Source organism: Bdellovibrio sp. HAGR004 (assembly GCF_055397015.1).
This window is the reverse complement of sequence record NZ_AP029176.1, coordinates 400720-425014: the sequence shown is the minus strand read 5'-3', so window position 1 is coordinate 425014 and position 24295 is coordinate 400720. Positions and strand designations below refer to the sequence as shown.

At 46.3% G+C, this 24295-nt stretch carries 28 protein-coding genes, 1 tRNA gene and 1 pseudogene; 17 read left to right on the top strand and 13 right to left on the bottom strand.

Annotation, left to right across the window (positions count from 1 at the left end; genetic code table 11):
• Positions 1 to 7: 7 nt before the first annotated feature.
• The 3 genes from ACZ5ZV_RS02285 to ACZ5ZV_RS02275 all read right to left on the bottom strand — a co-directional run bounded on the left by ACZ5ZV_RS02285 (position 8) and on the right by ACZ5ZV_RS02275 (position 1482).
• On the bottom strand, positions 8 to 361 hold the full coding sequence (locus tag ACZ5ZV_RS02285; protein WP_464119826.1) for an RNA recognition motif domain-containing protein: 354 nt from the start codon (positions 359 to 361) through the stop codon (positions 8 to 10).
• A gap of 131 nt (positions 362 to 492) precedes the next feature.
• Positions 493 to 978, bottom strand: a complete 486-nt coding sequence (locus tag ACZ5ZV_RS02280; protein ID WP_464119824.1) for a YajQ family cyclic di-GMP-binding protein — start codon at positions 976 to 978, stop codon at positions 493 to 495.
• Positions 979 to 1005: 27 nt separating this feature from the next.
• Positions 1006 to 1482 carry an FKBP-type peptidyl-prolyl cis-trans isomerase gene (locus ACZ5ZV_RS02275; RefSeq protein WP_464119822.1) on the bottom strand — a complete coding sequence of 159 codons (477 nt, stop codon included), beginning with the start codon at positions 1480 to 1482 and terminating at the stop codon, positions 1006 to 1008.
• Positions 1483 to 1665: 183 nt separating this feature from the next.
• Here ACZ5ZV_RS02275 and ACZ5ZV_RS02270 point away from each other — a divergent pair, with 183 nt between their 5' ends.
• From ACZ5ZV_RS02270 to ACZ5ZV_RS02235, 8 genes are all read left to right on the top strand, one after another.
• A complete protein-coding gene (locus ACZ5ZV_RS02270) occupies positions 1666 to 2199 on the top strand; it encodes an HNH endonuclease (protein WP_464119820.1) in 534 nt (177 codons plus the stop codon).
• Entirely contained in the window at positions 2196 to 2651 is a 456-nt protein-coding gene (locus tag ACZ5ZV_RS02265) for a GNAT family N-acetyltransferase (protein ID WP_464119818.1), read from the top strand. The genes ACZ5ZV_RS02270 and ACZ5ZV_RS02265 overlap by 4 nt, the downstream gene beginning before the upstream one ends.
• Positions 2652 to 2705: 54 nt before the next feature.
• On the top strand, positions 2706 to 4349 hold the full coding sequence (locus ACZ5ZV_RS02260; RefSeq protein WP_464119816.1) for an amidohydrolase family protein: 1644 nt from the start codon (positions 2706 to 2708) through the stop codon (positions 4347 to 4349).
• On the top strand, positions 4346 to 5686 hold the full coding sequence (locus tag ACZ5ZV_RS02255; protein ID WP_464119814.1) for an AmpG family muropeptide MFS transporter: 1341 nt from the start codon (positions 4346 to 4348) through the stop codon (positions 5684 to 5686). Before ACZ5ZV_RS02260 ends, ACZ5ZV_RS02255 begins: the two co-directional genes overlap by 4 nt.
• 205 nt (positions 5687 to 5891) lie before the next feature.
• Positions 5892 to 7166: an NAD(P)/FAD-dependent oxidoreductase gene (locus ACZ5ZV_RS02250; protein ID WP_464119813.1), complete on the top strand. Its 1275-nt coding sequence runs from the start codon at positions 5892 to 5894 to the stop codon at positions 7164 to 7166.
• A 45-nt stretch (positions 7167 to 7211) separates the two neighbouring features.
• Complete coding sequence (locus ACZ5ZV_RS02245; RefSeq protein WP_464119812.1) at positions 7212 to 8321, top strand: 3-oxoacyl-[acyl-carrier-protein] synthase III C-terminal domain-containing protein; 1110 nt, start codon at positions 7212 to 7214, stop codon at positions 8319 to 8321.
• On the top strand, positions 8318 to 8818 hold the full coding sequence (locus tag ACZ5ZV_RS02240) for a hypothetical protein (RefSeq protein WP_464119811.1): 501 nt from the start codon (positions 8318 to 8320) through the stop codon (positions 8816 to 8818). Before ACZ5ZV_RS02245 ends, ACZ5ZV_RS02240 begins: the two co-directional genes overlap by 4 nt.
• 77 nt (positions 8819 to 8895) lie before the next feature.
• Positions 8896 to 8986, top strand: a tRNA-Ser gene (locus tag ACZ5ZV_RS02235).
• 275 nt (positions 8987 to 9261) lie between these two features.
• On the opposite strand, the gene ACZ5ZV_RS02230 is transcribed toward ACZ5ZV_RS02235, so the two are convergent.
• A complete protein-coding gene (locus ACZ5ZV_RS02230) occupies positions 9262 to 10488 on the bottom strand; it encodes a tyrosine-type recombinase/integrase (RefSeq protein WP_464119809.1) in 1227 nt (408 codons plus the stop codon).
• Between the two features lie 45 nt (positions 10489 to 10533).
• On the bottom strand, positions 10534 to 11121 hold the full coding sequence (locus ACZ5ZV_RS02225) for a hypothetical protein (protein ID WP_464119807.1): 588 nt from the start codon (positions 11119 to 11121) through the stop codon (positions 10534 to 10536).
• A gap of 64 nt (positions 11122 to 11185) precedes the next feature.
• Between ACZ5ZV_RS02225 and ACZ5ZV_RS02220 the strand changes: the two genes are divergently transcribed.
• The 5 genes and pseudogenes from ACZ5ZV_RS02220 to ACZ5ZV_RS02200 form a co-directional block, all read left to right on the top strand.
• Positions 11186 to 11434, top strand: a complete 249-nt coding sequence (locus ACZ5ZV_RS02220) for a helix-turn-helix domain-containing protein (protein ID WP_464119806.1) — start codon at positions 11186 to 11188, stop codon at positions 11432 to 11434.
• Positions 11435 to 11671: 237 nt separating this feature from the next.
• A complete protein-coding gene (tnpA, locus tag ACZ5ZV_RS02215) occupies positions 11672 to 11962 on the top strand; it encodes an IS66 family insertion sequence element accessory protein TnpA (protein ID WP_464118800.1) in 291 nt (96 codons plus the stop codon).
• Positions 11959 to 12315, top strand: a complete 357-nt coding sequence (tnpB, locus tag ACZ5ZV_RS02210) for an IS66 family insertion sequence element accessory protein TnpB (RefSeq protein WP_464118799.1) — start codon at positions 11959 to 11961, stop codon at positions 12313 to 12315. Before tnpA (ACZ5ZV_RS02215) ends, tnpB (ACZ5ZV_RS02210) begins: the two co-directional genes overlap by 4 nt.
• A 35-nt stretch (positions 12316 to 12350) precedes the next feature.
• Complete coding sequence (gene tnpC, locus ACZ5ZV_RS02205) at positions 12351 to 13898, top strand: IS66 family transposase (RefSeq protein WP_464118798.1); 1548 nt, start codon at positions 12351 to 12353, stop codon at positions 13896 to 13898.
• A 34-nt stretch (positions 13899 to 13932) separates the two neighbouring features.
• A pseudogene (locus ACZ5ZV_RS02200) lies at positions 13933 to 14541 on the top strand (ISL3 family transposase); the annotation flags it as partial.
• Between the two features lie 256 nt (positions 14542 to 14797).
• On the opposite strand, the gene ACZ5ZV_RS02195 reads toward ACZ5ZV_RS02200, so the two are convergent.
• A complete protein-coding gene (locus ACZ5ZV_RS02195; RefSeq protein ID WP_374000024.1) occupies positions 14798 to 15673 on the bottom strand; it encodes a macrolide 2'-phosphotransferase in 876 nt (291 codons plus the stop codon).
• Between the two features lie 89 nt (positions 15674 to 15762).
• Positions 15763 to 16044, bottom strand: coding sequence for a hypothetical protein (locus ACZ5ZV_RS02190; protein WP_464119805.1), 282 nt, complete (start codon positions 16042 to 16044; stop codon positions 15763 to 15765).
• Between the two features lie 285 nt (positions 16045 to 16329).
• Here ACZ5ZV_RS02190 and ACZ5ZV_RS02185 point away from each other — a divergent pair, with 285 nt between their 5' ends.
• Complete coding sequence (locus ACZ5ZV_RS02185) at positions 16330 to 16641, top strand: helix-turn-helix domain-containing protein (protein WP_464117936.1); 312 nt, start codon at positions 16330 to 16332, stop codon at positions 16639 to 16641.
• Between the two features lie 56 nt (positions 16642 to 16697).
• Complete coding sequence (locus ACZ5ZV_RS02180) at positions 16698 to 17069, top strand: helix-turn-helix domain-containing protein (protein ID WP_464119803.1); 372 nt, start codon at positions 16698 to 16700, stop codon at positions 17067 to 17069.
• Here the strand turns inward: ACZ5ZV_RS02180 and istB are convergent.
• Complete coding sequence (gene istB / locus ACZ5ZV_RS02175; RefSeq protein WP_464119802.1) at positions 17066 to 17833, bottom strand: IS21-like element helper ATPase IstB; 768 nt, start codon at positions 17831 to 17833, stop codon at positions 17066 to 17068. The two genes, ACZ5ZV_RS02180 and istB, sit on opposite strands and share 4 nt — an antisense overlap.
• Positions 17781 to 19391: an IS21 family transposase gene (istA, locus tag ACZ5ZV_RS02170; protein WP_464119800.1), complete on the bottom strand. Its 1611-nt coding sequence runs from the start codon at positions 19389 to 19391 to the stop codon at positions 17781 to 17783. The genes istB and istA overlap by 53 nt, the downstream gene beginning before the upstream one ends.
• Before the next feature lie 310 nt (positions 19392 to 19701).
• Between istA and ACZ5ZV_RS02165 the strand changes: the two genes are divergently transcribed.
• On the top strand, positions 19702 to 20250 hold the full coding sequence (locus ACZ5ZV_RS02165; protein WP_464119798.1) for an integrase core domain-containing protein: 549 nt from the start codon (positions 19702 to 19704) through the stop codon (positions 20248 to 20250).
• A gap of 589 nt (positions 20251 to 20839) precedes the next feature.
• The gene (locus ACZ5ZV_RS02160; RefSeq protein ID WP_464119796.1) at positions 20840 to 21184 is read left to right on the top strand and encodes a hypothetical protein; all 345 of its coding nucleotides are present in this window, start codon (positions 20840 to 20842) and stop codon (positions 21182 to 21184) included.
• 216 nt (positions 21185 to 21400) lie between these two features.
• Here the strand turns inward: ACZ5ZV_RS02160 and tnpC (ACZ5ZV_RS02155) are convergent, their stop codons facing one another.
• The 4 genes from tnpC (ACZ5ZV_RS02155) to ACZ5ZV_RS02140 form a co-directional block, all read right to left on the bottom strand.
• A complete protein-coding gene (gene tnpC, locus ACZ5ZV_RS02155) occupies positions 21401 to 22948 on the bottom strand; it encodes an IS66 family transposase (RefSeq protein WP_464118798.1) in 1548 nt (515 codons plus the stop codon).
• Positions 22949 to 22983: 35 nt separating this feature from the next.
• Entirely contained in the window at positions 22984 to 23340 is a 357-nt protein-coding gene (gene tnpB, locus ACZ5ZV_RS02150; protein WP_464118799.1) for an IS66 family insertion sequence element accessory protein TnpB, read from the bottom strand.
• Positions 23337 to 23627, bottom strand: coding sequence for an IS66 family insertion sequence element accessory protein TnpA (tnpA, locus tag ACZ5ZV_RS02145; RefSeq protein ID WP_464118800.1), 291 nt, complete (start codon positions 23625 to 23627; stop codon positions 23337 to 23339). The genes tnpB (ACZ5ZV_RS02150) and tnpA (ACZ5ZV_RS02145) overlap by 4 nt, the downstream gene beginning before the upstream one ends.
• A 69-nt stretch (positions 23628 to 23696) precedes the next feature.
• Entirely contained in the window at positions 23697 to 24281 is a 585-nt protein-coding gene (locus ACZ5ZV_RS02140) for a transposase family protein (RefSeq protein ID WP_464119795.1), read from the bottom strand.
• Positions 24282 to 24295 lie beyond the last annotated feature (14 nt).

Genomic DNA, 24295 nt, shown 5'->3' with positions numbered 1-24295 from the left:
GGGCTACTTAGCGAGGACCACCACGGCCGCCACCGAAGCCGCCGCCACGTGGACCACCGGCATTACGGCCGCCACCACCGAAACCACCACGACGAGGACCACCCTCACGAGGAGCTTGAGGACGAGCCTCAGAGACATTGATAGCACGGCCATTCAATTCAACGCCGTTGCCTCTTTCAATCGCCTGATCCGCAGCGGAATCATCAGCCATCTCTACAAAGCCGAAGCCTTTAGAGCGACCTGTATCTCTGTCCATGATGACTTTTGCTGAATCCACCGCACCGAATTGTGCGAAGTGCTGATGAAGTGCCTCATCGTCTACAGAGTAAGGCAAATTGCCTACGTAAAGTTTTTTAGCCACAAAGACCTCCTATAATGGTTGGGCTGTTATACCCGAGGAAGCCTTCGAACAAGATAAAATCGAGTACACTCACACGGGGACCTTAACTATCAATAACGCTAGCATAGCCCAAAAAACGTGCAAGACCAAATTTATGAGCGCATATTATTAAATTGTAAGGGTACTGGGAAATTGCCTCCACGTACCAAGCTGATGCACTCCTGAAGCTCGTCAATACTTTTTGACGACACCTTCAATTTGTCATCAGCAACCTGAGGCTGCACCTTTAACTTGGAATCCTTAATCAATTTAATGATATCCTTGGCAACCTCGCGGTCAATTCCCTGTACTAAAGTGACCTTTTGACGAAGCATTCTTCCGCCGGCTTCCTCAATTTTTTCAAACTTGATGGCTTTAATATCAATCCCGCGACGATGCAGTTTGGTCTGAAGAATACTGGCCATGGCACCGATTTTGTAATCGTCTTCGGCCGTCAGTGTGATTTCTTTTTTATCCCACAGAACTTCAGCTTTACTGCCCTTAAAATCATAGCGCGCTTCGATTTCCTTGCGCGCCTGATTGATGGCGTTGTCCACTTCCTGAATGTCGATTTCAGATACGATATCAAAAGATGGCATAACGTTTTCCTCTATCCAAAAAATCTATTAGTGGTGACCTGCGTCCCCGTGCAAACCATGCGGGTGACCGTGTTGAATTTCTTCAGCCGTCGCTTGACGAACCAAAACCATTTCAATGGCGAACTCAAGATCCTGACCAGCCAAAGGATGATTGCCATCCAAAGTCACCGCTTCGTCAGTGATTTTAGTCACGCGAACGATGTGTGCTCCTTGACCTAGCTCCAAACGAAGGTGAGCGCCCACTTCCAACTGAGGAAGATGTGCAAGCTCTTGCTTAGGAACATCCATGAACATGTTGTCCTTCACTTCACCGTAAGCATCTTTCGCCGCAAGCTTAACAGTTTTTTTATCGCCCTCTTTCATCTCTTTGATTTCTTCTTCCAATTTAGGAATGATCTGGCCCGCACCCTCAAGGAATGGAAGTGGTTGATTCTTTTCAGAAGCGTCCAACACATTGCCATCAGGCCCTTTTAGAACGTAATTAAATGCCAAGACTCTTTTCATTTTTAGGCCTCCTATAGCGCTAATGCCCGAGGGTATCCCATTTTGGGCCCCCTCAGGCAACCGAAAAGACCCAGTTCTTTTGAATATTTAACGAGACACTTGAAATTGAGACGCAGAGCTAGATATAATTATATTTAGGACCTCTTTCTGAATGAAAACGGTCCCGCACCTGAGGGGGGAAGCATGATGCACGTGTCCTCGCTGAGGTCCTTGTTGCTCAACTCCAGTTACGAACCCATGAAGGTCGTAAGTTGGCAAAAGGCCTTGGTATTGTGGTTTCAGGGTAAAGTAGAAATACTTGAATATCACTCAGCGTTTGCCCGGTCGGTCCACCGGAGGTTTCAGCTGCCCAGTGTATTACGGCTAAAAACCTATGTCCGGCCGCGGACCTTCGAAGCCGTCCGGTTCTGCCGGGAAAATGTTTACATCCGCGATAATTACACCTGCCAGTACTGCGGCACCAAACTCGCCGCCAAACAACTCACCCTTGATCACGTCGTCCCCGCCTCTCATAACGGTCCCAAAAACTGGACCAATGTGGTTTCCGCCTGCCGGGACTGCAATCAGAAAAAAGCCAACCGAACACCCCGCACCGCCAATATGCCTTTACTGAACGAGCCTCGTGCTCCATCATGGCTGCCGACACTGGAACTGGAAATCGGCGAAGATCATATTCCACCGGATTGGACGCCCTACTTACGATTGAGCACAGGATGACCCTCGAGCACGAAATTAGAAAAATCAAAACCACCGACACGCTTCCCATCCGCAAGCGTGTCTTGAAACCTTTTCTTTCTGAAGAAGAGTGCATCAATCCTGGCGACGATCTGATTACCACCTATCACTATGGCCTTTTTCACGCCGACAAGCTGATCTCTGTTGCGACTTTCATCCAGGAATCTCACCCAGCCTTCGGTGCGGGCTTTCCTTATCGACTGCGGGGCATGGCCACGGACGACAACTATCGCGGTCAAGGTATCGGACAAAGACTGGTGCGATTTGCGGTTGAAGACTTGAAACAGTGTCGTTGCGATCTTGTCTGGTTCAATGCGCGCATCAAGGCGTTCCCCTTCTATGAACGACTCGGGTTTTCGTACTATGGCGACCTGTTTGACATCAAGGACATCGGCCCCCATAAAGTCATGTACAAGCATCTGATTCCCCGTTAATCTTCCTGTAGGACTTAAACGACCTTAAGTCCTCGTTTTGTCAGGAGGAATTCCGTGAATAAGGATGTTCACAACAAGCTGACCACAGCTCTTACCACCATCATCAGCGAAACAAACGGAATCTCTCTTTCCGACACCATTGACCTGCTGATTTCATCTAAACTTAAAAACGAAAGTCCGGACGCTTACCAGCTGGCTGTCGAGTTTCGGGAACTGCTGAATAGCTTTCAGATCAACCAGGTCACGATTTCTTCGCTGTTAAAGCACCCGCTGTCTGCGGCTCTTTTTGAGTTCTTTAAAAACTTCCCGCTGAAGTATCACGAAGAACACATCCATCTGACAGGTGCAATCACGGCCGAGTTCATTTATCCGCGCCTGAAGAAACTTCTGGAGGGCCCCGACAAGGCCATCTACGAACAGAAGATCGCAGAGGTCTATGGTGACAAGGCCCTGCCGATTAACTCCGTCGAGGACGTGGATCGACTGATCCGTTTGCAGGAAAATGAAGGCTTTTCACGCTATCTGAAAATTTTGTATCTGCCGAAATTGATCTTCATCAACCGCGAAGTTCACAAAGACGCGGCCTATTCCATGGCCGAGGAGCTTTATTATAAATTCAACGTCGGTCGTGTGCGCCTGAAGTTTTCCCTGTCACGTTCGACCGCCAGCTCTTCTGAACAAATTCCCGGAATTGACAGCGTCACATCTGAAGACGTGGTGTTGGGTTTGTACGAGGGTTTCCGCGCCTTCCAGGAAAAACACCCCAATTTCGACTTCATTCTGTCACCGTCGTTCAGAAAAGAAGCCAATCACTTTGATTCCGAAAAGTACGAAACCCGGCAGGAACACTTCATGGCCCAGATCAACGAAATCGTGGACATGATCGACAAATATCCGTTCCTGGAACGACACCTGCGTGATGTCGACACGGTCGGCGATGAACGCGAACTTTATCGCAAAGAGCATTTCAATGAAATGCAAGCCGGCTTCCGCAAGTTGCAATATCGCGGATTCAAGATTCGTTCGCATCACGGCGAAACCTGGCACACCCTGAAAAAGGGCATTCAAGCCGTCGATAACGCCATGAACATCTGGCACATCGACACACTGGAACACGGAATCAGCCTGGGGATTAATCCCAACAAATACTTCCACCGCATCTATCAGGATATTCTGGCGAAAAACCAGCAAGGCCAGGCCATCACAGAAAAGGATCCCCTGTTCCGCGAATTGAATGAGCTGGACTGGGGCTTTAACCGTCATGTCCTTGAAAAACTTCACAAGGGAATCAAACTGACAGCGGAAGAAGACATTCTTTTTGTCAAAGCCAAGTTCCACACGGCCCGTGAAGTTGAACACTACCAGCACGACGTTTTAAATCGCATGATTCAAAAAGGTGTTACTTTGGTATCCCTGCCTTCTTCAAACAACAAGCTGACCGGCAAGTTTGAAGATTACAAAGACCACCCGTTTTCCTGGTGGGAGAAAAAAGGTGTTCAGCTGGGCGTCGGCACCGACAATCACGTGACACTGAACACGAACTTCATCTATGAAATGTTAATACTTCTGTACACGGATGCCGTGAACTTGAAGATCACGAAACTTCTGATGGTGACGACGGGTGAAACCCGCCGCCCTTACATCAGCCACCTTCTTTGGAAGATGAGAAAGCAACTGGGAAAGACAGCACAGAAATGACAACTGTTAAAAAATCACGACGTCTGAGTTGGATGGACACCATCCGCTCGTTGGCCCGACCTAAAGTTTCAATTATGCTGGCCTTGGGCTTTTCTTCCGGACTTCCCTTCATGCTGGTCGGTAATACTTTGGGTTACTGGCTGCGTGAAAGCGGTATTGCCTTAGCCACCATCGGCTTTCTGTCGTGGGTGGGTCTGGCTTATTCGCTGAAATTCCTGTGGGCACCTTTGATCGACAAAATGGATGCTCCGCTGGTCGGAAGATGGCTGGGCCGTCGTCGTGGCTGGATGATCATCTCTCAAATCCTTGTGGGGCTCTGCCTTTTGGGCATGTCCTATGTGAAGCCTGAAGGTGGATTGATGCTCTTCACCTTGCTCGCAGCTATCGCCGCGTTTGCCTCAGCCACACAGGACATCGTTGTGGATGCGTGGAGGATCGAGGTTTCCGATGCCAGTGAGGATATGGCGCTTTTGTCATCTTCCTATCAATTGGGTTATCGCGCATCGTTGCTTGTCACTGATGCCTTGATTTTGATTTTGGCAGGCGCCATCGGCTGGTCGATTTCTTATACTGCGATGGGCGCCTTGATGGCTGTAGGAATCATCGCCACTTTGTTTGCCACAGAACCCAAAAGAGGCCCTGCCGTTGCCGATGTGGCCCCACTGTGGAGTGCTCGCGGCCTGTTCGATGCTGTGGCAGGTCCTTTTATATCCTTCTTTAAACAACACGGCCACCGCGCAATTTTAATTCTGGCGGCGGTCTGCCTGTACCGCCTTTCTGACTTTGTCATGGGTCCGATGGCCAATCCCTTTTATGCGGATCTGGGACTGACGAAAGAAACCGTGGGGGCTGTGCGTGGCTCCATCGGATTGATTGCATCTGTCGTGGGTGTTGCGGCAGCAGGACTGACCGCGGTTCGATTTGGGTTTATTTCAACCCTGCTGATCGGTGCTGTGATTGGACCGGCCTCCAATCTGGGGTTCTCTGTTCTGGCGATGGTCGGCCCCAGCACGGAAGTGTTCACGGGTGCCATGATCGTGGATAACTTTGCCACTGGATTTGCAGGCACCGCTTTGGTGGGCTACATGTCCAGCCTGACCACTCTGGGTTATACAGCCACACAGTATGCGCTGCTCAGTTCGTTCTATGCTCTGCTGGGAAAAGTTTTAAAAGGATTCTCGGGACTGGTTGTGCAAAAGCTTTCTGAAACTCATGCACTGATGGAATCTTATGCCATCTTCTTCCTGGGAACAGCCCTGATTGGTGTTCCGGCATTGTTGCTTTGTATCTTGTTGGTCCGAAGCAACACCAAGCTGCCAAAAACCTCTAATTCCTAGACCTAAATTCCAATCTGCTTATTTCTCTTGTTAAGCAGATCGGAGTCAAACGACAAACTTAAAGAATCCAATTCACAACAGTGTTGTTTTTACGACAACACTGTTGAAAATAAATCCTTCAGAGCCCAAGTCATTTCGCAACCAGATAAAGGCCTTTCTATTTCTCTCTATCAGAGAAAATGTTAAGGTGGGCCCAGAGGTATATATGCCAACTAAAAAAGTCGTCATCGTCGGTGGTGGTTTTGCAGGTCTCAAGGCAGCTCGTGCGCTCGGCAATAAAGAAGATGTCTCTGTGACGTTGATCGACCGGCGCAACTATCATCTGTTTCAACCTTTACTTTATCAAGTTGCCACCGCGGGACTTTCACCTGCGGAAATCTCGGGCCCGATTCGCGGCATTCTTTCCAAGTATCAAAACATCTCCGTGTTTCTGGACAATCTTGAATCGGTCGATTTACTGAATAAAAAAATTCGTGTCCCCGGTCGCGATATCAACTATGACTATTTGATTCTGGCTTGCGGTGCCAAGCACAGCTATTTCGCCCATCCCGAATGGGAAGAAAATGCACCGGGATTAAAGACACTGGAACAAGCCACTGAAATTCGCCGTCGTGTTTTGATGGCCTTTGAGCTGGCAGAAAAAGAGACGGATCCCGAAAAACAAAAACAACAACTAAGCTTCGTCATTGTGGGAGCCGGTCCCACAGGTGTTGAGCTGGCCGGAACGATCGCCGAAATCAGCCGCCACACACTGACCAAAGACTTCCGCCATATTGATCCTTCCCGTACTCGTGTCATTCTGATTGAAGCAGGTCCACGCATTCTGGCCGCCTTCCATCCGGATCTGTCCCGCAAAGCAGCTCTGGATCTGGAAGATCTGGGAGTGCAGATTTGGACGAACACCCGAGTCACAGATGTGCGCGTTGATTCCGTGGTTTTAGGCGACGAAGTGATCAAGGCGTCCACGATCTTGTGGGCCGCCGGGGTTCAACCTTCCAGCATCAACAAAACCCTGAATGTGCCTTTGGATCGCGGGGGCCGCGTGCTCATCGAAAAAGATTTAAGCCTGAAGAATCATCCGGAGGTCTTTGTGCTGGGGGACCAAGCGTGTTTCCCAACAGAAGACGGCAAATCCTTGCCTGGCCTTGCGTCGGTAGCCATGCAACAAGGTGTGCATGCGGCGAATGTCATTCTAAATGAAATTAGCGGAAAGTCGCGGACCGGGTTTAAGTATCTCGACAAGGGACAGATGGCGACGATCGGTCGCAGAAAGGCCATTGCACAGATTCACAATCTGAAGTTCAGCGGTTTTTTTGCCTGGCTTTTGTGGCTCTTCATTCACGTCTACTATTTAATTGGTTTTAAGAACAAGGTCTTCGTCATCTGGCAATGGGCTTACGCCTACTTCACCTTCAAACGGGGTGCGCGTTTGATCGTCGATAAAGAGTGGAGATCAAAACCAAAGCCGCCTGTTTCGTAACACTGGATCTATTCAAGCCTTGAGGCGATCTCTTAGCCTCAAGGCATGTACTTAGAAAACTTTCACTCCATTCAGCCGCCTTATCAAAAAAACCAAAAGGAATGCCTCGAGTGGCTTTCTGAAGCTCACAAACTGGCGCAGAAGAAGCAGGGGTTTTCGCAGGAAGAATACCTCAAGATGCTTCAGCGCGTGGGCTGTCCGGAAACGCAAATCGAAAAAAGGTATTTCTTCATTCCGGATGTCGAAAAGACCCGTTGGGAGGACAAGCCCATCTATCCGGTGAAAGAAAACTCCCACGGCGTCAGCATGCATCGGCGCCATGAGTACTATCACAAGATCGTCACCGAACTCTTTGATCGCATTTACACCGAACGTCCGTTTCCGGATGATCTGATCCACGTCAGTTGCACGGGATACATTTCCCCCAGTGCGGCACAGATGACGGCAGTGAAGTCCAAAACGCCGGTCACAGTGACTCACTCTTACCATATGGGTTGTTATGGCGCTTTCCCCGCCCTGCGCATGGCTTCGGGCTTTTTGGCCAATGAAAGTATTTTGGGGAAAAAGAAGAAAGTGGATCTGGTGCATACAGAGTTGTGCAGTCTGCATATGAACCCTGAAGATCCGACGCTGGAACAGATGGTGATTCAAAGTCTTTTCGCGGATGGCTGCATTGCCTACTCTTTATCCCAGAATCAACCGCAAAAAGGATTCAAGGTTCTTTCCCTTTACGAAGAGCTTCTGCCGAACACCACAGGAGCCATGGAGTGGATGGTGTCAGACTGGGGCATGAAAATGACTCTGTCGAAGGATGTTCCGATGATGGTGGGCGATAAGATCCGGGAATTCACTCAGCGTTGGTTAAGCGAAAGGGGATTTGATGTGGCTTCCATCATGAAAGACGGATTGTTCGCCGTTCACCCCGGAGGCCCCAAAATCATCGACCAGACGGTAAAACATCTGGAGCTAAAGGAATCACAGGTCCATCACAGTCGGCAGCTGTTACGTCAGCGGGGGAATATGTCTTCGGCTACTTTGCCTCACCTGTGGGAACAAATTCTGCGCGATGATTCCGTGCCTTCAGGAACTCCGATTATCAGTTATGCTTTCGGTCCGGGTCTGACTGTTTGTGGAAGTTTGATGGAGAAACTATGAGCGCGTTCTTAATTGCCTCTGTCGTCCAGGGAGCCGTGATCCTGTTTGATGAATTTGTCTTTCACCGACGCCGGGGCCTGCCTCGGTGGGAACGTATTGGGCACCCTATAGACACTTTCTCGGTGATCGCGTGTTTGCTGTTTTTAACTTTTGTGGATCGCACTCCGACCACCGAAATCGTCTACTATGTGATGGCCATCGGGTCTTGCCTGCTGGTGACCAAAGATGAATGGGTGCATCGCAAGTACTGTTCCGCCGAAGAAATGTGGCTGCACGCCCTTTTGTTCATTATGCACCCGCTGGTTCTGTTCACAGGGATGGCCGAGTGGGAGGACAACCGCCCCTTGTTCCTGGCAGTAGCCGGAGGTGTTTTCGTATTTTTCATCTATCAGATCGTTTATTGGAACTTTGTGGAGGCCCGAGCTCTTAAAGCCAAGCAAAAGGCCCACTATGCCCGGGTCCGGCAGGAGGATTTGTACGAATACTTCAGTGAGTGAGGTCTTTTTTCCGTAGAAGCTCTTGCCTTGCTGCAATGCGCTATGCTATCTTGGCTTCTCTTTACGTTCCTGTTTGCGGAGAGGTGGCCGAGTGGTTGAAGGCGCACGCCTGGAACGCGTGTGTAGGTCACAAGCCTACCGAGAGTTCGAATCTCTCTCTCTCCGCCATTATTTCTAATTATTAAAACGGGTTTGGGGATTTTTCCTAAACCCGTTTCTTTTTTTGTGGGCCATTATTAATTTAATAATTTCGCCTATTTATTAAAAAATCAGGCCAGTCTCAATTTTAGACGGCGGAAAGTTTAATATTTTTTGTCCACCCAAAAGTAATCCAGTGGATGACGGCCATAAAAAATCTATGAGTTTTTGAGTGTGAGAAAATAAAAAACCGCCGAGAGTGTCGGCGGTTTTTTTCGTCTGTGATTTTATAAGTGGATTAGATTTTATCCGCTTTTGCGGTTTTTCGTGTGGGGCTTCAACTTGTGAGAAACTCCCTTGATGTCTTCTGGTTTTAACTTCGCTGTATAGTGTTTTAGAGTGGCATAATCCGCATGGCCTACGAGTTGCTGGACTGTTAAATGCGGAACCCCTGCCGTGAGTAAGTTCATAATGTAGGATGCCCTTAAACTATGAAAGTTCGGCCATAGTTCTTTACCCTTGGCATTTTTCTCTGGTGTGTATCCCACCTCTTTAAGGGCCGCTCTCACTGCTTGGGCGGCCTTGCCTGATTTCCATTCTCTATCACGGGGAAAGAAAAAATCTTTTTCTACTGCCTTGGTTCGTAGTCTGTGGGCGAGTAGGTATTTTCTAATGGCGGTTACATCCACCACTCTCTGCTGTCCTGATTTAGTCGGTGTGATTTTTTCGGTTTTCCAGTTGTAAGTGGTCTTTACCACCACATAACTATTCTCTGGATTTTCTAAATGAACATCATCTGCGGTAAGAGAAAAAATCTCTCCGCTTCTCATTCCCGTATAGTAAGCAAAATAAAATAGGCTGGCCCACTTGCTGAGTGGGTTCATATCTTTATCATGGTAAAGGTCTATGATTTTCTCCATGACCTCTGGCCGTATCCATTGGACTTGATGCGGTTCTTCGTCCTTATTTCTGGGAATATAAACATTATGGGCTGGGTTTAGGTAAAGGCTTGCCATTGGCCCCATGATGAACTTAAAGGCCAGTCTTATGTGTCTCATGTAGTGTTTTTTTACTCCATAAGTAAGGGCCTTAAACTCTGGCTTATTCATCATGCTATGAACATGACTGGGGGATATTTGCCCGATAAATAATTTTTCCCACTGTTTTGTGTATTTGTAAGCGGCGATGGCCGTCTCAAATGAACCTTCGCCCATTGGCTTATGACTTGTCTGGCTGTCGTCTATTTTTTGCCTAATGTGGGATACATATTTTTTGTAAGCCACATCCCACTTAAATTGACCGTCCCGATGTTTTAAGTCGTCTTGACTGAGTTGATAGATAAACCCTTTTCTAATTTGTCGGGCCTCTTGAATGAGTTTAATGTTTCGTTTTTTCTTCGTCTTAATTTTTCCGTTAATCCGTTTTTGAACCACCACCATGAAACGGCCATTAGCCATCCTAAAAATATTTTCCTCTAATTTTTCTTTAACCATGTCGTGATGGCTGATGGATTTTTCTTTTTCCTCACTCATAAAAATCTCCCTATCTCTTGTCGGTAAAATTATGAAAAGATTGAATTAAGCCGCTCTTGCGGTTTGGTCTTGCTTCCTTAATTTTGCGAGTAGTTGCCTATAAAAGTCGGGGTCTAATTTTCTCAATGGTCTGGGGGTGTGATAAATCCAAAACTTTTCCGTTTTCTCACTCCAACGAGTGGGCGAGTTCTCCAATAGAAAGGAACGGACAAAAGCCATCTCTACAAAAAGCCGTAGAGCCAACTTTTTAAGGTCGTCTGGATTTAAGTCAGGGGCATTGTCGGGGTCGTAAAATGCCGTATGAAACTCAACGGGAAAAAATACCCCTCTAACTCTCACAATTCTATCAATGTATTCACGGTCAAGGTTGTGGGGGAATATCTCATTAAGGGGTAAGTCTGGGCTGTATCCCGTCCGTGTAGCCTTTAAAAACTCTGGGCTGTCTTCGTGTGGTTTATGTGGGATATGTTTTTTCTTAAATAGTTTCGTTATGGCCTTAAAAATCATCATAACGGGCCAAATAACAATGGCCAAAAACATGACGACAGGCCCACCAAAGGCGATGATAAAAGGGATTAAGAAAATTATATTTAAACCTATATCAACACTTGACATAGTAAAATAATAATACAAAATAACTCATTAAGTTAATTAAAATATGTAGTATAGTTTTACTATATTGAAATAAGGTAGGGTTATGGCACGGAATGAAACAATAGACCTTAAAGGCTTGTATAAAAAGAAACGGAAAAAACTCCCAAGGCTTAAAGTGGCCGAGGCCATTGAGAAAAGTGGCTTAACCTATATGGAAATAGCCGAGCAATTAGGGATGAACTACTACAACAACATAACCAAGTGGAAAACCGCCGATAATATCAACTTTAAAACCCTTGCGGCCCTTGCCCTTGTTCTTGATTGTCGTATCCGTGACCTTTACGAGGAATAGGGAAAATAATGAGCCATAAGGCCATTAGCGAGTTCATGGATGGCGATAATTTCGCCGTCCTTTAAAGAGTAGTCCCCATTATAAGCGGTGTAATCATTAGGACTGATTTTTATAAAAGCGATTGAATGGGGATAAGATAAAGACCTAACTCTAAATACTATAAAGTAAGCGCCCCATGACGCCTTTTTGCCGGACCTCTTAAAAGCACATAGTCTGAACTTCACAAGGAGGTTCAGTATGAGATCAATATCCAAACATTCCGACAAAGAGATATTCTGGCGGGACCAGGTACGATCATTCGCCAGGTTTCACGGATCGCAGGCGGCGTTCTGCAGACACCACGGGCTCTCAGTCAGTACATTCCAGTATTGGTACCGCAAGTTTCATCAAACAGATCGCGAAGTACAGATCATCGAGCCATCGCCATTTATTGAGGTTCAAGTTGAGTCCCCCCCTTCAAAGCACAATATGCCCGATGCAAAGTGGGTTGCAGAGCTGATCCTGCATCTTCAGGAGGGCTTGCGATGAAATCCCCGAAAGAGTTTAAAGGAGTCTTTCTTCACAGAGATCCCGTGGATATGAGGAAAGCCATCAACGGCCTCAGCGTTATAGTGCAAGAAGCTGGTATGGGGGATCTAATGGGGCCTTATCTATTTGTCTTTTGCGGTAAGCGCCGGGACGTGATGAAGGTTCTTTATTTTGACAGATCCGGATTCGCGCTTTGGCAAAAGCGATTGGAAAAGGACAAGTTTCCGTGGCCCAAGAAATCCTCTGTGGAAAACGTGCAGTTATCCACAGAACAATTTACTTGGCTACTTGAGGGCTACGATGTCTGGAAGATGAAGCCGCACGCGGAGTTAAAATTTGAAAAAGTTTGTTGAGAGCTTTAGCTGAATGCTTGATACTCGCAAAAGGCATGTCAAAGTCGGAAACACTTTCTACACCAGAACAAGAAATGGCTCTGCGAATTGCAGATCTGGAAAAGCTTTTAAAGCAAGAGCGTGAAAAGAATAAAAACTTTGAGAGTCAGGTCAGTTGGTTGACGGAGCAACTTAAAGCTTTAAAGCGCAATCAATTCGGAGCAAAGTCCGAGCGCTGGGAATCCCAAGAACAGTTAAAGTTTAATGAAGCCGAAGTGGAATCTCAAAGTCCTACCCCCGACAAAGAAGACTACACAGTTGAAGTGCGAGGGCATACCAAGAAGATTCGGGGGCATAGAAAGCCCCTGCCGGAGAATCTGCCCCGCGAGATTGTAAAAGTCGAACTTCCAGAGTCCGAACAAATCACGGAGCAAGGTGAAAGGCTCAAAGTCATTGGCTGGGAGATCTCTGAGAAACTTAGGTACGAGCCGGCCAGGATCAGCGTGCTTGAGTATCACCGGGCCAAATACGGTGTTGGCAGTGGTGATTACGAAAAGACCGCGCCGCCGGTTCCTTCAGTGATCCCAAAAGGCATTGCTACACCAGAGTTATTGGCCGCTATCGTTGTAGGTAAGTATAGCGACGGCTTGCCACTTTATCGTTTAGAAGAGATTTTCGCCCGTCAGGACGTGGAGTTGAGCCGTACAACAATGGCTAGATGGATGGTGCAAGTAGCTCAAGCCCTGATGCCAATCAGAAACGTCTTATCCGACCGGATGTTGAGTGCACACGCCATTTCCTGCGATGAGACGAGTGTTCAGGTGTTAAAAGAAAATGGCCGTTCTGTCGAGAGCAAATCGTGGATGATTGTGCGGGCAACTCCGTGTGAGAAAAGCAAGATCGTATTGTTTGATTACAGCCCTTCTCGTAGCGGCGAAGTGATGAAGAGCCTCTTTGCGGGCTACGAGGGGCGCCTATTGTGTGATGGTCTTGATGTGTACAACGGTCTTGAAAGTGAAACATTGGTTCGCTTCGGCTGCCATATGCACGCGCGCCGCCGGTTTGAACAAGCGGTCAAAGATGGTGCTAAATCCGGAAAAACCATGGCGGCTCAAGTGATGGACATCTACAAAAAGCTTTATGACTTCGAAGAAAAAATACGAGATCACGCACCCGAAGAAAAAGTCAAAGCGAGATTGAGAGATCAAAAACCTCTGCTTGAGGAAATTAAGCAAATCGCGGAATCCAATATCGCAAAGGTTCCAGACAAGAGCAAGCTGGGACAGGCTTTCAAGTACTACTTGAATGAGCATACGTATCTGACGAGGTACTTAGACGATGGGTTGATGGAGCCAGACAATGGGTTCGCTGAGCGCGCCATCCGCAAGTTTGCTATCGGCAGAAACAATTGGCTTTTTAGCGACACGCCCGATGGCGCGGAGGCCAGCAGTATTCTTTACAGTCTCGTGGTGACAGCAAAGCTCAATGGCGTCAATGCTTACAAGGCCCTCTGTAAAATCTTGACTGATGTTCCTCTGGCCAAAACCGTGGAAGATTATGAACGTCTCGCCGACGCCATCTTAACATCCGAGGCACCGGTTTAACAAAAAGGCGTCATGGGGCGCTTACGTTGTAAATGGCAAAACTGTACAAGCGATGAAGGAACATTTGGCCTATATTCCAGGTCGAGAGCGTGTTCGTGAAGTCACCATCGATATGTGCGATCCATTTAAGAAATTTGTGCGAGAGTTTTTCCCCAACGCAAAACTTACAGCAGACAAATTCCATGTTCTTCGCTTGGCCAACCCGATGATCAACAAAGCTCGCACTGAAATCACCGGTGATCAGCGATCTAATCCAGTTAGAACTTTGCTTCTGCGGAATCGGCATCGACTGAGGTATTTTGAAAAGTCAGCCCTGGATCAATGGCTCAATCATCACGCAAAACTTAAGGAAATATACTGGTACAAAGAAGCCCTTCATCAATTATATCGAACAAAAGGGTTTGAGCGCGCTTCGCGCGCTCTCACGAACCTCACAGATCGAATGGCTTTATCTAAACTTCCTGAGATCCTGAAATTACGTAAAACTCTTATGAAATGGCGATCCGAGATCCTTCATTACTTCAAATCAGGATTGACCAACGCAAGAACGGAGGGCTACAACCGACGCGCAAAGGGCGAACAATACAACGCTTTTGGAGTTCGCAGTTTTAATAACTACAGACTTCGTTTGCTAAATATTTAAGATGTTTGGGATTTTGAGTGAGTTCCACCATCGACCGTGTAGAACCAGATGTTTGGGATTTTGAGTGAGTTCCACCATCGACCGTGTAGAACCAAAGAATTTAAGCGAGTAGCTTGATCAAAAATGGCGGAGATGATTTTAATAATATTAAAAATCCATTTTCAACAATTATATCATATACTTAAGCCATTACAAAATTATCTGGATGACAAAAGTAGCACACTTCATTATTAAATTTTTTATTCCCAAACTATGCTTAACTATTCAGTTGCTCTTTCGCCGCCTGTATATGGTTATCATCTTTTGTTTTGAGAGCAAACACTCCAAACTTGAGCGGAGCGGCTAAAGTTCGTTGAATTATATGCTCTTTCATTCTCGGCCAAGTTCTTCCGCCCAATTTTTCATAGGCCAATAAAGTCTTATCTAATTGGATTTCACCCAATCCAATGTACTGACCTGCAAAGTCAATGGATGAGTCTCCAATTTGCATTTCACTCCAGTCTATAATTCCCGTTATCCGCTCTTCGGAATTAACTAAAGTGTGGCCTGCATATAAATCTCCGTGGATAATGGTAGAAAAAGATGGCCAGTAAGTATCGTCATCAATCCAAGTTCTCCATTTTTCTTCTAAATGATTAGACAGACCTAGTTGAGTTTTAACCAAATCAATTTCATCCAAAAGTTCTTTTCTAATCTTCTCGGGTGTTCTTAGTGGCAAGCCAAAATCATGAGCCTCTTGGGTAAGTTGATGTAGTTCGTATAAAACTAAGCCCAGTGATTGAGAGTATTTATAAGATTCTAAATCCACATTCCAAATAAACTCTTGGGTGGCTGGATTTACTTCTAATGCAGGTTTATCAGTCAATAGTGGATAAGCAATTAGTTCTGGATTCACAACCTTCCAATCTGGAACATCAAAACTGACTTTAGATTTTAAAAAATTGAGATGGCCCTGCTCTTTTTGAATCTGAGAAAAAATATTTTTCCTACGAGGAACTCTCAAAATCCATTTTTTGCCATCAACACTTTCGCCAATAGAAGTTTGGAAATCCAATCCAAGTTCATTGGTGCTGATAATCTTTTGTATCGGAATACCATATTTAAAAGCCAAACTTAAAATTACATTTTCCATATATTTCCCAGATTTTCTGTCTCTCTATAAATACTATATTATAGTAATATGATACTATATTAGACATGATTCACAACCAAAGACTTTCCTTAACGGGTTTTTTTCCGTCCATTATTTTCCCACTCTATCCGCTCTTGTTCCTTGATTAGTGGATAAGCCTTTATCCACACACTCAAAAAATCCACGGCCAGAATAAGAACAAATACACCGCACAGAGCTAAGAATTGTTCCCCCGTTATTGAACGGCCTAAAAGCCCCAGAACGGGGCTTAAAAAAATCACGGACAAAAACAAAAACCACGACCGCATAACAAAGCGGTAGAAAAAATAAAAGCGGTCATCATTTTCAGGACGGAAATTATTTAAAAGCACTGGCAACCTCGCCAATTCCCCACAAAAGCCCCACGACCATTAAGGTCAATGGGGTAGGGATTAGGATAAGGACGAGAACGGAAATCAAGAAACAACAAAAAACCAAATCAATAAAATGAGTTATTTTCTTTTTAGGACGGCCAACTGTGCTGTCCGAGCTCGTTCGACACAGTCAAAAGGGCAATTTAAGTCAAAAAAATGTGTCGATTTCAGCGTAAATAGCTGAAATCTGGAAGGTGACCCCTGTTCTCAAAGGAGAGCAAACCATGATAAAAGGGAGTCACAATGAGTCAGATCAAAGAAAAGAAAAAGCGCGCAAGAAGATCGCCAGAAAAAATGGCGGAACTGGTTTTGGAAGCAGAACGAGTCGGACAAGGCGTCGTGTGTCGGCGAGAAAATATAGCACCGGCGCAGATGTCTCGATGGAAGCAAAAGTTTCTACAGGCCGGTATTGCGGGTCTCAAAGACCTAAAGCGCGGTCCAAAACAAAAAGCAGATCCAGTAGTGGAAAAGCTTCAAGCCGAAACCGAACGCCTCAAGGAAGCCCTTCTAGAGACAGCCATAGAGTTGCAGGCCTTAAAAAAAAGCGGCTATTAGGACTAGAGGGCCCCCTTTACAATCGCCACCTGACCAAGGCGCACCGCGAGGCTCTGGTGGAGTTTATCGATAAGGCTCGCAAGAGCGAGTCGCTCCTTGCTGTTTGCAAATACCTGCAACTAAATCCAAGAGCCTATTACCGTTGGAAACAAGATCCCGCCAAAGAAAATCATGGCGGGGGCGGTGGCAAAAATAAGATCACACCTCTTGAAGAAAAGCGAGTGATTGCTCTCGCGAAGAGGCGCCCCGATTGGCATTGCCGACGAATCGCTTATTATCTTGAAAAAACCGCGAAGGCTTTCGTCGGAAAAACCAAAGTAGCGGAGATCATGAAGTCACATGTTCGATTTCACCGATTTGACCACCTGAATTTCACGAAGTTTGACCACCCCTTGAGGTGGTTGGCGGACCGTAGGGACGCTGGTTAATTTTCATGTTCCGAATGATCTGTCAATCCTTTAGCGGCATCGCCTCTTTTGCTGGGACCCTTTACTAGAATCTTAAAGGCTCGTGCGGTGAGTCTGTCCGAAATGGCTTCGCAAACCAAAGGGTCTTGAATTACTTCGTTCCAGTTTTCTGAAGGAAGCTGTGTCGTCACGATTGTGGACTTGCCATTTTCCCGTTCATCAAGGACATCGTAGAAATCCTGGAACTGTTGTTCCGTCAGCGCTTTAATTCCGAAATCATCAACAATCAACAAGTCTGCGGAATGGATTCTTTTCAGGAAGTTCAAATAAGTTCCCTCGGCTCTAGCCAATGCAATTTTCTCTAACAACAAGTTCATCTTCAAAAACACAACGGACCTGCTGTTGCGGCAGACATGATTACCGATGGCCGTTGCTAGGTACGTTTTCCCGACCCCTGTGGCACCAAAAATGAGGACGTTAATGCCGTCGTCAATAAAGCGCATGGTGGCCAGCTCTTGGATAGTCTTCTTATCGAAGTTGCGGACTTTCGAATAATTGATCCCCTCAAGACTTGCTTGGGATCTGAATCCCGCAGCCTTTAGGAGTCGCTGCCTACGAAGATTTTTGCGATATTGGATTTCATCAAAAAGAATCAGGTTCATAAATCCTTCATAATCAAGATCCGCATCAAGGGCCTCTTTAATCCGAAGACTCAGTGTCTCACGGATACCCTTAAGAGACAGTTCCGTCAGATATTGATCTGTCATGTTGAGTGGTTGACTCATAGTTATTAGCTCCTTCTGTTGTAAAACTCATTTGCCCGCGCAGATGAGGATTTGGTTTTCTTTCTATTGGCACTGCTTTGGGTTTATTGCCGAGATTGGGGCTTTTCAGCATTCGCTCGACATCTTTGACCGTTGGTTTAGTTCGTCCGTGTGTTATGAGAATCTCACAAGACCTTTCCAGCTTTTCGGCACCATAGCGGCCCTTAAGGCGCAAGATTCCCATCGTACGGCGAAGGAACATCAGGGGGTGTGACACATCAGTTAGAAGTGTGTTGATAATCTTGCCAGTGCTTGGGCCAATCCTGGCAGCATCTCTGATTTGGCGGGCAACACTCATCTCTTCCATGGCTTGGAATTTCTCTGGTAAGTGGGATTTGTCGGTACAGTAGTTACCTCGCTGGTGGTCCGGTCGGCGCTGATGGATGGCGATACGCTCTTGCTGATAAAATATTTCAACATGAGTCAAGGTGACGCGAACATCGAGATCTTTGCCACGCTGCTGGTAAGGGGCTGAGTAGTAATTGTACTTGTGCTGTATGTGACAGTCTTCGTGAAGCTTGGCCTTCTTCCACTCGCCAGCTTCATAGGTCCTGACAGGTAAGGGTTTTAGAGTGGATTTTTCCTGTTGTTCAAATCTTTCCCTTCGCGAAGAACCATATTTTCGTTGGTAGCGTTCATTGAATTCATCGGCACATTCCAAGAGATAGCGGTTTAGTTCTCCTATAGAAAAAAACTGTTGCTGTCGCAGGCGACGACGGACCCACCGCCAGAAGACCCCGAGGTGAACTTCAATAAGGTTTTTGTCGGTTGGTCGTTTAGGCCGCGCAGCCACCACTGTTGTGCCATAGTGGTTACAGAAGTTGTAAAACTCTTGGTTGATGTCCGGATCAAACCAGTCCGCCGCATTCACAGCACACCGGGTGTTATCCACCACCAATACCTGAGTAACCCCACCGAAGTATTTGAACCCCTCGCGGATGCCCGCAAGCCAAGAGGATTGTTTTTCATTAATGGTGGCATAAGGGAAAAATAAACGACTATTGCAGAGAACCTGGCCAAACAATCGGCAGGCTATGAATTCCCCGGTTGCTTTGTCGATATACCCCAGACCATGGGTATCGCCCTTATAATCAATTTCCGTACGGAGTCCCGGCTCATGATTTTTATGGTAGTGGACGTTGATGTTGGGATGACGGCGGCGGAACTCCCGCCAAAATGTCTCATAGGGAACATTGCGAAGATCTGCTGCGGGGTTGGCGCCTAAATTATTTTCCCAGAACTCTTTAATCGGCGTGCCACCCTCAATTTCCTTAAGGGCCTCTTCCCATACGACCTGCGAACTCCAGTGTGGAGAAAATATCTGCACGGTGGTTGAGCTAAATCCCTCCAACAATAGCCTCTGGGCATCACCAACCTCGTATGCCCCGGCATCTTTAAGGCGGCTTTTGACGGTGTTCCTGGCAATGCTTAAATCTATTGCGATGGTCTGAAACCCATCACCATTGGCTCGTCGCCGTACCAAATCCTCGATCATTTTGGGACCCTTCTTTTTGGCCACCGATACCTCCTTTGGGAAGTCCAAAGGTGTATCTGAAGCTTCTTAAAAAGCCCAACGATCCGCGTTAATGGGGGTGGTCAAATGATGCAATTGACCTGGTCAGACCTCATGAAATCGGGGTGGTCAAACCTGTGAAATTTGGGTGGTCAGTTCCGGTGAAATCCGGCAGTCACACGGGTTAAATCACCCCTTTGTACCAGAAAAGCCAAGGCCAGTAGTACCACCAGCAGATATGCTTTTGCACGAGCCCTGGCAGAAGAATTTACTGTGGGGTATGGATTGGACCTGGGTAACTGTGAAGGGGAAATTTATGTTTTGTCTGGTTCTTCTAGACTGGTATTCAAGAAAGATTTTATCTTGGGGTCTTTACCATCAGATCACCCAGATCCAAGTTGTTACTGTCGTCACCGAAGCCGTTGCCATCGAGAAAATTGACTTACTTCCGAGTGGTCACCTCAAGCCCTTTGTTGTCGCAGACCATGGCAGTGCCAATATTGCAGCCTATACAAAAACTAACATCGAGGTCCAAGGATTGAAGTTGTGGCTAAGCGGCATCGGTAGACCCACTGGCAACGCCAGAACTGAAAGAGTGATTGGAACATTGAAGCGCGAAGAAATAAATCTTCAAGAGCAGTATGCTGATGAAACGGAAGCAAGAGATCTTATCGGCAAAGCCATTAACGATTATAACTTCAACCGACCAAACCAAGGGAACGGAGGCTTTGCTCCAAATTCAGTTCATCATCAAGGACGGTATGAACTATTGAAGCGCAGAGAAAGAGCTAGACATAAAGCTCAAGAACTGAGAAGAAAACACTGGGAACAGGCAATGACATCTTCAACAGAGTCTTTGACTTAAATTCTCCTCTCGAGACTGTGTCACCCCTGCTCGGACAGAACACAACCTTTCCCATATTTTCTAAATAGAACACACTACGGGCTAATAATTCTTTCATAAGAACTTGTTTTTAACTTGTATTATTATTTTACTACTTATCTAAATCTATTTTTTAGAATAGGTCTAAAAAAGTTTTCCAGAGGCTTAGGCTCCCGTAAGGGCTGGGACATGGCTTAATAGTATATATACTATATAAGTATATAGTAAATAATTACTATATTACTTTTCTCTCGCAAGCCTGCGGATTACTGCCCGTCTTATGGCTCGGTCTCTTTCAGGATTAGCCCTTTTCCGCCTTATTTAGCCTGCCCATCGTTGGGTGTTGCGGTTTTCCTGCGGTCAGTATTTTTACCCCTGACTGGGACGGTTCCAACTGTTTTCCGTCGGCCCCGCTATGGCTTAATTCCGCTCGCTTGAATAGGCTTTTGCTTGCGAAATTGGGCTTAACCATCCGCCCCCATCCTACTCATCTACCTAAATGGAAAACTCAAAAAATAGATTTAAAATGATGTTTTCCATTTACCCCTTACACAACCAAGGGGGTAAGTTTATGAAGTTTTATGGGTGGTTTTTAGATAGTGGAGTAGTGCCAGATACGGCTTTAAGGGTTTTTCTGCTTTTCCGTTATAGAGTGGAGAATAATCCGCATTTACAGGCAAAAAAAATTATAGAGTTTTCCCGTGGTCATCTTTGCTTTTCTACTCGGCTTTCCTACAATTCTATTCAATATGCTCTTAAAGATTTACAGAAGATGGCCCTTATTAAAATTGACCCCCTTGATAAGGGTTCAAAACACACGGTAAGGCTTACTGAACCGACAGAGTATAATTGGGAATTGATACAAGAACGGTTAGGCTCTCGTTTCAAGAACACGGACACGGTAGATAAAAAATAATCACTCTCAAAAAATGCTCATCATCAAAAATTGATGTTTTTCTCTTAAAAATAATTATTAGGAAATTATAAATCTAATTTCCTAATAATTAGGCCATCAAGATTTAATGATAGGTCTATCCATTTAAGTTTTATGGATAGACTTGAATACATTTGGCCAGAAGAACAATTTAGAGAAGATGATTTTATAGTGTAAGCGCCCCATGACGCCTTTTTGTTAAACCGGTGCCTCGGATGTTAAGATGGCGTCGGCGAGACGTTCATAATCTTCCACGGTTTTGGCCAGAGGAACATCAGTCAAGATTTTACAGAGGGCCTTGTAAGCATTGACGCCATTGAGCTTTGCTGTCACCACGAGACTGTAAAGAATACTGCTGGCCTCCGCGCCATCGGGCGTGTCGCTAAAAAGCCAATTGTTTCTGCCGATAGCAAACTTGCGGATGGCGCGCTCAGCGAACCCATTGTCTGGCTCCATCAACCCATCGTCTAAGTACCTCGTCAGATACGTATGCTCATTCAAGTAGTACTTGAAAGCCTGTCCCAGCTTGCTCTTGTCTGGAACCTTTGCGATATTGGATTCCGCGATTTGCTTAATTTCCTCAAGCAGAGGTTTTTGATCTCTCAATCTCGCTTTGACTTTTTCTTCGGGTGCGTGATCTCGTATTTTTTCTTCGAAGTCATAAAGCTTTTTGTAGATGTCCATCACTTGAGCCGCCATGGTTTTTCCGGATTTAGCACCATCTTTGACCGCTTGTTCAAACCGGCGGCGCGCGTGCATATGGCAGCCGAAGCGAACCAATGTTTCACTTTCAAGACCGTTGTACACATCAAGACCATCACACAATAGGCGCCCCTCGTAGCCCGCAAAGAGGCTCTTCATCACTTCGCCGCTACGAGAAGGGCTGTAATCAAACAATACGATCTTGCTTTTCTCACACGGAGTTGCCCGCACAATCATCCACGATTTGCTCTCGACAGAACGGCCATTTTCTTTTAACACCTGAACACTCGTCTCATCGCAGGAAATGGCGTGTGCACTCAACATCCGGTCGGATAAGACGTTTCTGATTGGCATCAGGGCTTGAGCTACTTGCACCATCCATCTAGCCATTGTTGTACGGCTCAACTCCACGTCCTGACGGGCGAAAATCTCTTCTAAACGATAAAGTGGCAAGCCGTCGCTATACTTACCTACAACGATAGCGGCCAATAACTCTGGTGTAGCAATGCCTTTTGGGATCACTGAAGGAACCGGCGGCGCGGTCTTTTCGTAATCACCACTGCCAACACCGTATTTGGCCCGGTGATACTCAAGCACGCTGATCCTGGCCGGCTCGTACCTAAGTTTCTCAGAGATCTCCCAGCCAATGACTTTGAGCCTTTCACCTTGCTCCGTGATTTGTTCGGACTCTGGAAGTTCGACTTTTACAATCTCGCGGGGCAGATTCTCCGGCAGGGGCTTTCTATGCCCCCGAATCTTCTTGGTATGCCCTCGCACTTCAACTGTGTAGTCTTCTTTGTCGGGGGTAGGACTTTGAGATTCCACTTCGGCTTCATTAAACTTTAACTGTTCTTGGGATTCCCAGCGCTCGGACTTTGCTCCGAATTGATTGCGCTTTAAAGCTTTAAGTTGCTCCGTCAACCAACTGACCTGACTCTCAAAGTTTTTATTCTTTTCACGCTCTTGCTTTAAAAGCTTTTCCAGATCTGCAATTCGCAGAGCCATTTCTTGTTCTGGTGTAGAAAGTGTTTCCGACTTTGACATGCCTTTTGCGAGTATCAAGCATTCAGCTAAAGCTCTCAACAAACTTTTTCAAATTTTAACTCCGCGTGCGGCTTCATCTTCCAGACATCGTAGCCCTCAAGTAGCCAAGTAAATTGTTCTGTGGATAACTGCACGTTTTCCACAGAGGATTTCTTGGGCCACGGAAACTTGTCCTTTTCCAATCGCTTTTGCCAAAGCGCGAATCCGGATCTGTCAAAATAAAGAACCTTCATCACGTCCCGGCGCTTACCGCAAAAGACAAATAGATAAGGCCCCATTAGATCCCCCATACCAGCTTCTTGCACTATAACGCTGAGGCCGTTGATGGCTTTCCTCATATCCACGGGATCTCTGTGAAGAAAGACTCCTTTAAACTCTTTCGGGGATTTCATCGCAAGCCCTCCTGAAGATGCAGGATCAGCTCTGCAACCCACTTTGCATCGGGCATATTGTGCTTTGAAGGGGGGGACTCAACTTGAACCTCAATAAATGGCGATGGCTCGATGATCTGTACTTCGCGATCTGTTTGATGAAACTTGCGGTACCAATACTGGAATGTACTGACTGAGAGCCCGTGGTGTCTGCAGAACGCCGCCTGCGATCCGTGAAACCTGGCGAATGATCGTACCTGGTCCCGCCAGAATATCTCTTTGTCGGAATGTTTGGATATTGATCTCATACTGAACCTCCTTGTGAAGTTCAGACTATGTGCTTTTAAGAGGTCCGGCAAAAAGGCGTCATGGGGCGCTTACTTTACAACTTCTGCGATTCGCTTGCGATCATAGTCCACGATTAAGGATGCAAACTCAGTCACACCATTCTTGCTTCGCTTTTTGCGCCAGGTATGTTCATCAATGCCTAAGCGGGTTCCCCAGCAATTAGCAATACGCTCTTTGGTTTTAGCCTCAAGACGTTCATAAAACACTTTGTGCGTAAGCCAAGCGGAACAACCAAAGGCTCTCTGAACACGCTTAAGGTCTTTATAGTTATCACAAGCCCACTTAAGGCCCTTGCGGTAGCGCTCAGATGTTTTAAAGCCCTTACGAACCCCACTCAGGGGTTCTGTGAAGACCTTTTTGCAGCCAGGACACCTGAACCTGCGTTTCAGAACATGCAATTCGACACCAGAACCACGGATGGGGTGATCTTTAACTTTGACCCACCTTCGATCGTGAACCGAGGATGATGGTATTGCGCATTTTGGGCAGACTTCGAATTCAGATTCTTTCCTGCATTTGTAGTGGTATCGAAATCTGTCTTGCTGCCATTGGTTGATGAGTTTAAGTTCTGGTAAAAGAACCAAACGATTGGTATTTTCCCAAAGGGATTCCATTCAATATATTCTCT

Coding starts and splice junctions, on each gene's coding strand:
- ACZ5ZV_RS02220 (WP_464119806.1), top strand. CDS start 11,186: ATGGCACGGAATGAAACAATAGACCTTAAAGGCTTGTATAAAAAGAAA.
- ACZ5ZV_RS02185 (WP_464117936.1), top strand. CDS start 16,330: ATGAGTCAGATCAAAGAAAAGAAAAAGCGCGCAAGAAGATCGCCAGAA.
- ACZ5ZV_RS02230 (WP_464119809.1), bottom strand. CDS start 10,488: ATGAGTGAGGAAAAAGAAAAATCCATCAGCCATCACGACATGGTTAAA.
- ACZ5ZV_RS02265 (WP_464119818.1), top strand. CDS start 2,196: ATGACCCTCGAGCACGAAATTAGAAAAATCAAAACCACCGACACGCTT.
- tnpB (WP_464118799.1), top strand. CDS start 11,959: ATGAAATCCCCGAAAGAGTTTAAAGGAGTCTTTCTTCACAGAGATCCC.
- istB (WP_464119802.1), bottom strand. CDS start 17,833: ATGAGTCAACCACTCAACATGACAGATCAATATCTGACGGAACTGTCT.
- ACZ5ZV_RS02165 (WP_464119798.1), top strand. CDS start 19,702: ATGTTTTGTCTGGTTCTTCTAGACTGGTATTCAAGAAAGATTTTATCT.
- ACZ5ZV_RS02280 (WP_464119824.1), bottom strand. CDS start 978: ATGCCATCTTTTGATATCGTATCTGAAATCGACATTCAGGAAGTGGAC.
- ACZ5ZV_RS02270 (WP_464119820.1), top strand. CDS start 1,666: ATGATGCACGTGTCCTCGCTGAGGTCCTTGTTGCTCAACTCCAGTTAC.
- tnpA (WP_464118800.1), bottom strand. CDS start 23,627: ATGAGATCAATATCCAAACATTCCGACAAAGAGATATTCTGGCGGGAC.
- tnpC (WP_464118798.1), bottom strand. CDS start 22,948: ATGTCAAAGTCGGAAACACTTTCTACACCAGAACAAGAAATGGCTCTG.
- tnpC (WP_464118798.1), top strand. CDS start 12,351: ATGTCAAAGTCGGAAACACTTTCTACACCAGAACAAGAAATGGCTCTG.
- tnpB (WP_464118799.1), bottom strand. CDS start 23,340: ATGAAATCCCCGAAAGAGTTTAAAGGAGTCTTTCTTCACAGAGATCCC.
- ACZ5ZV_RS02275 (WP_464119822.1), bottom strand. CDS start 1,482: ATGAAAAGAGTCTTGGCATTTAATTACGTTCTAAAAGGGCCTGATGGC.
- ACZ5ZV_RS02245 (WP_464119812.1), top strand. CDS start 7,212: ATGTACTTAGAAAACTTTCACTCCATTCAGCCGCCTTATCAAAAAAAC.
- ACZ5ZV_RS02255 (WP_464119814.1), top strand. CDS start 4,346: ATGACAACTGTTAAAAAATCACGACGTCTGAGTTGGATGGACACCATC.
- ACZ5ZV_RS02195 (WP_374000024.1), bottom strand. CDS start 15,673: ATGGAAAATGTAATTTTAAGTTTGGCTTTTAAATATGGTATTCCGATA.
- tnpA (WP_464118800.1), top strand. CDS start 11,672: ATGAGATCAATATCCAAACATTCCGACAAAGAGATATTCTGGCGGGAC.
- ACZ5ZV_RS02250 (WP_464119813.1), top strand. CDS start 5,892: ATGCCAACTAAAAAAGTCGTCATCGTCGGTGGTGGTTTTGCAGGTCTC.
- ACZ5ZV_RS02240 (WP_464119811.1), top strand. CDS start 8,318: ATGAGCGCGTTCTTAATTGCCTCTGTCGTCCAGGGAGCCGTGATCCTG.
- ACZ5ZV_RS02160 (WP_464119796.1), top strand. CDS start 20,840: ATGAAGTTTTATGGGTGGTTTTTAGATAGTGGAGTAGTGCCAGATACG.
- ACZ5ZV_RS02140 (WP_464119795.1), bottom strand. CDS start 24,281: ATGGAATCCCTTTGGGAAAATACCAATCGTTTGGTTCTTTTACCAGAA.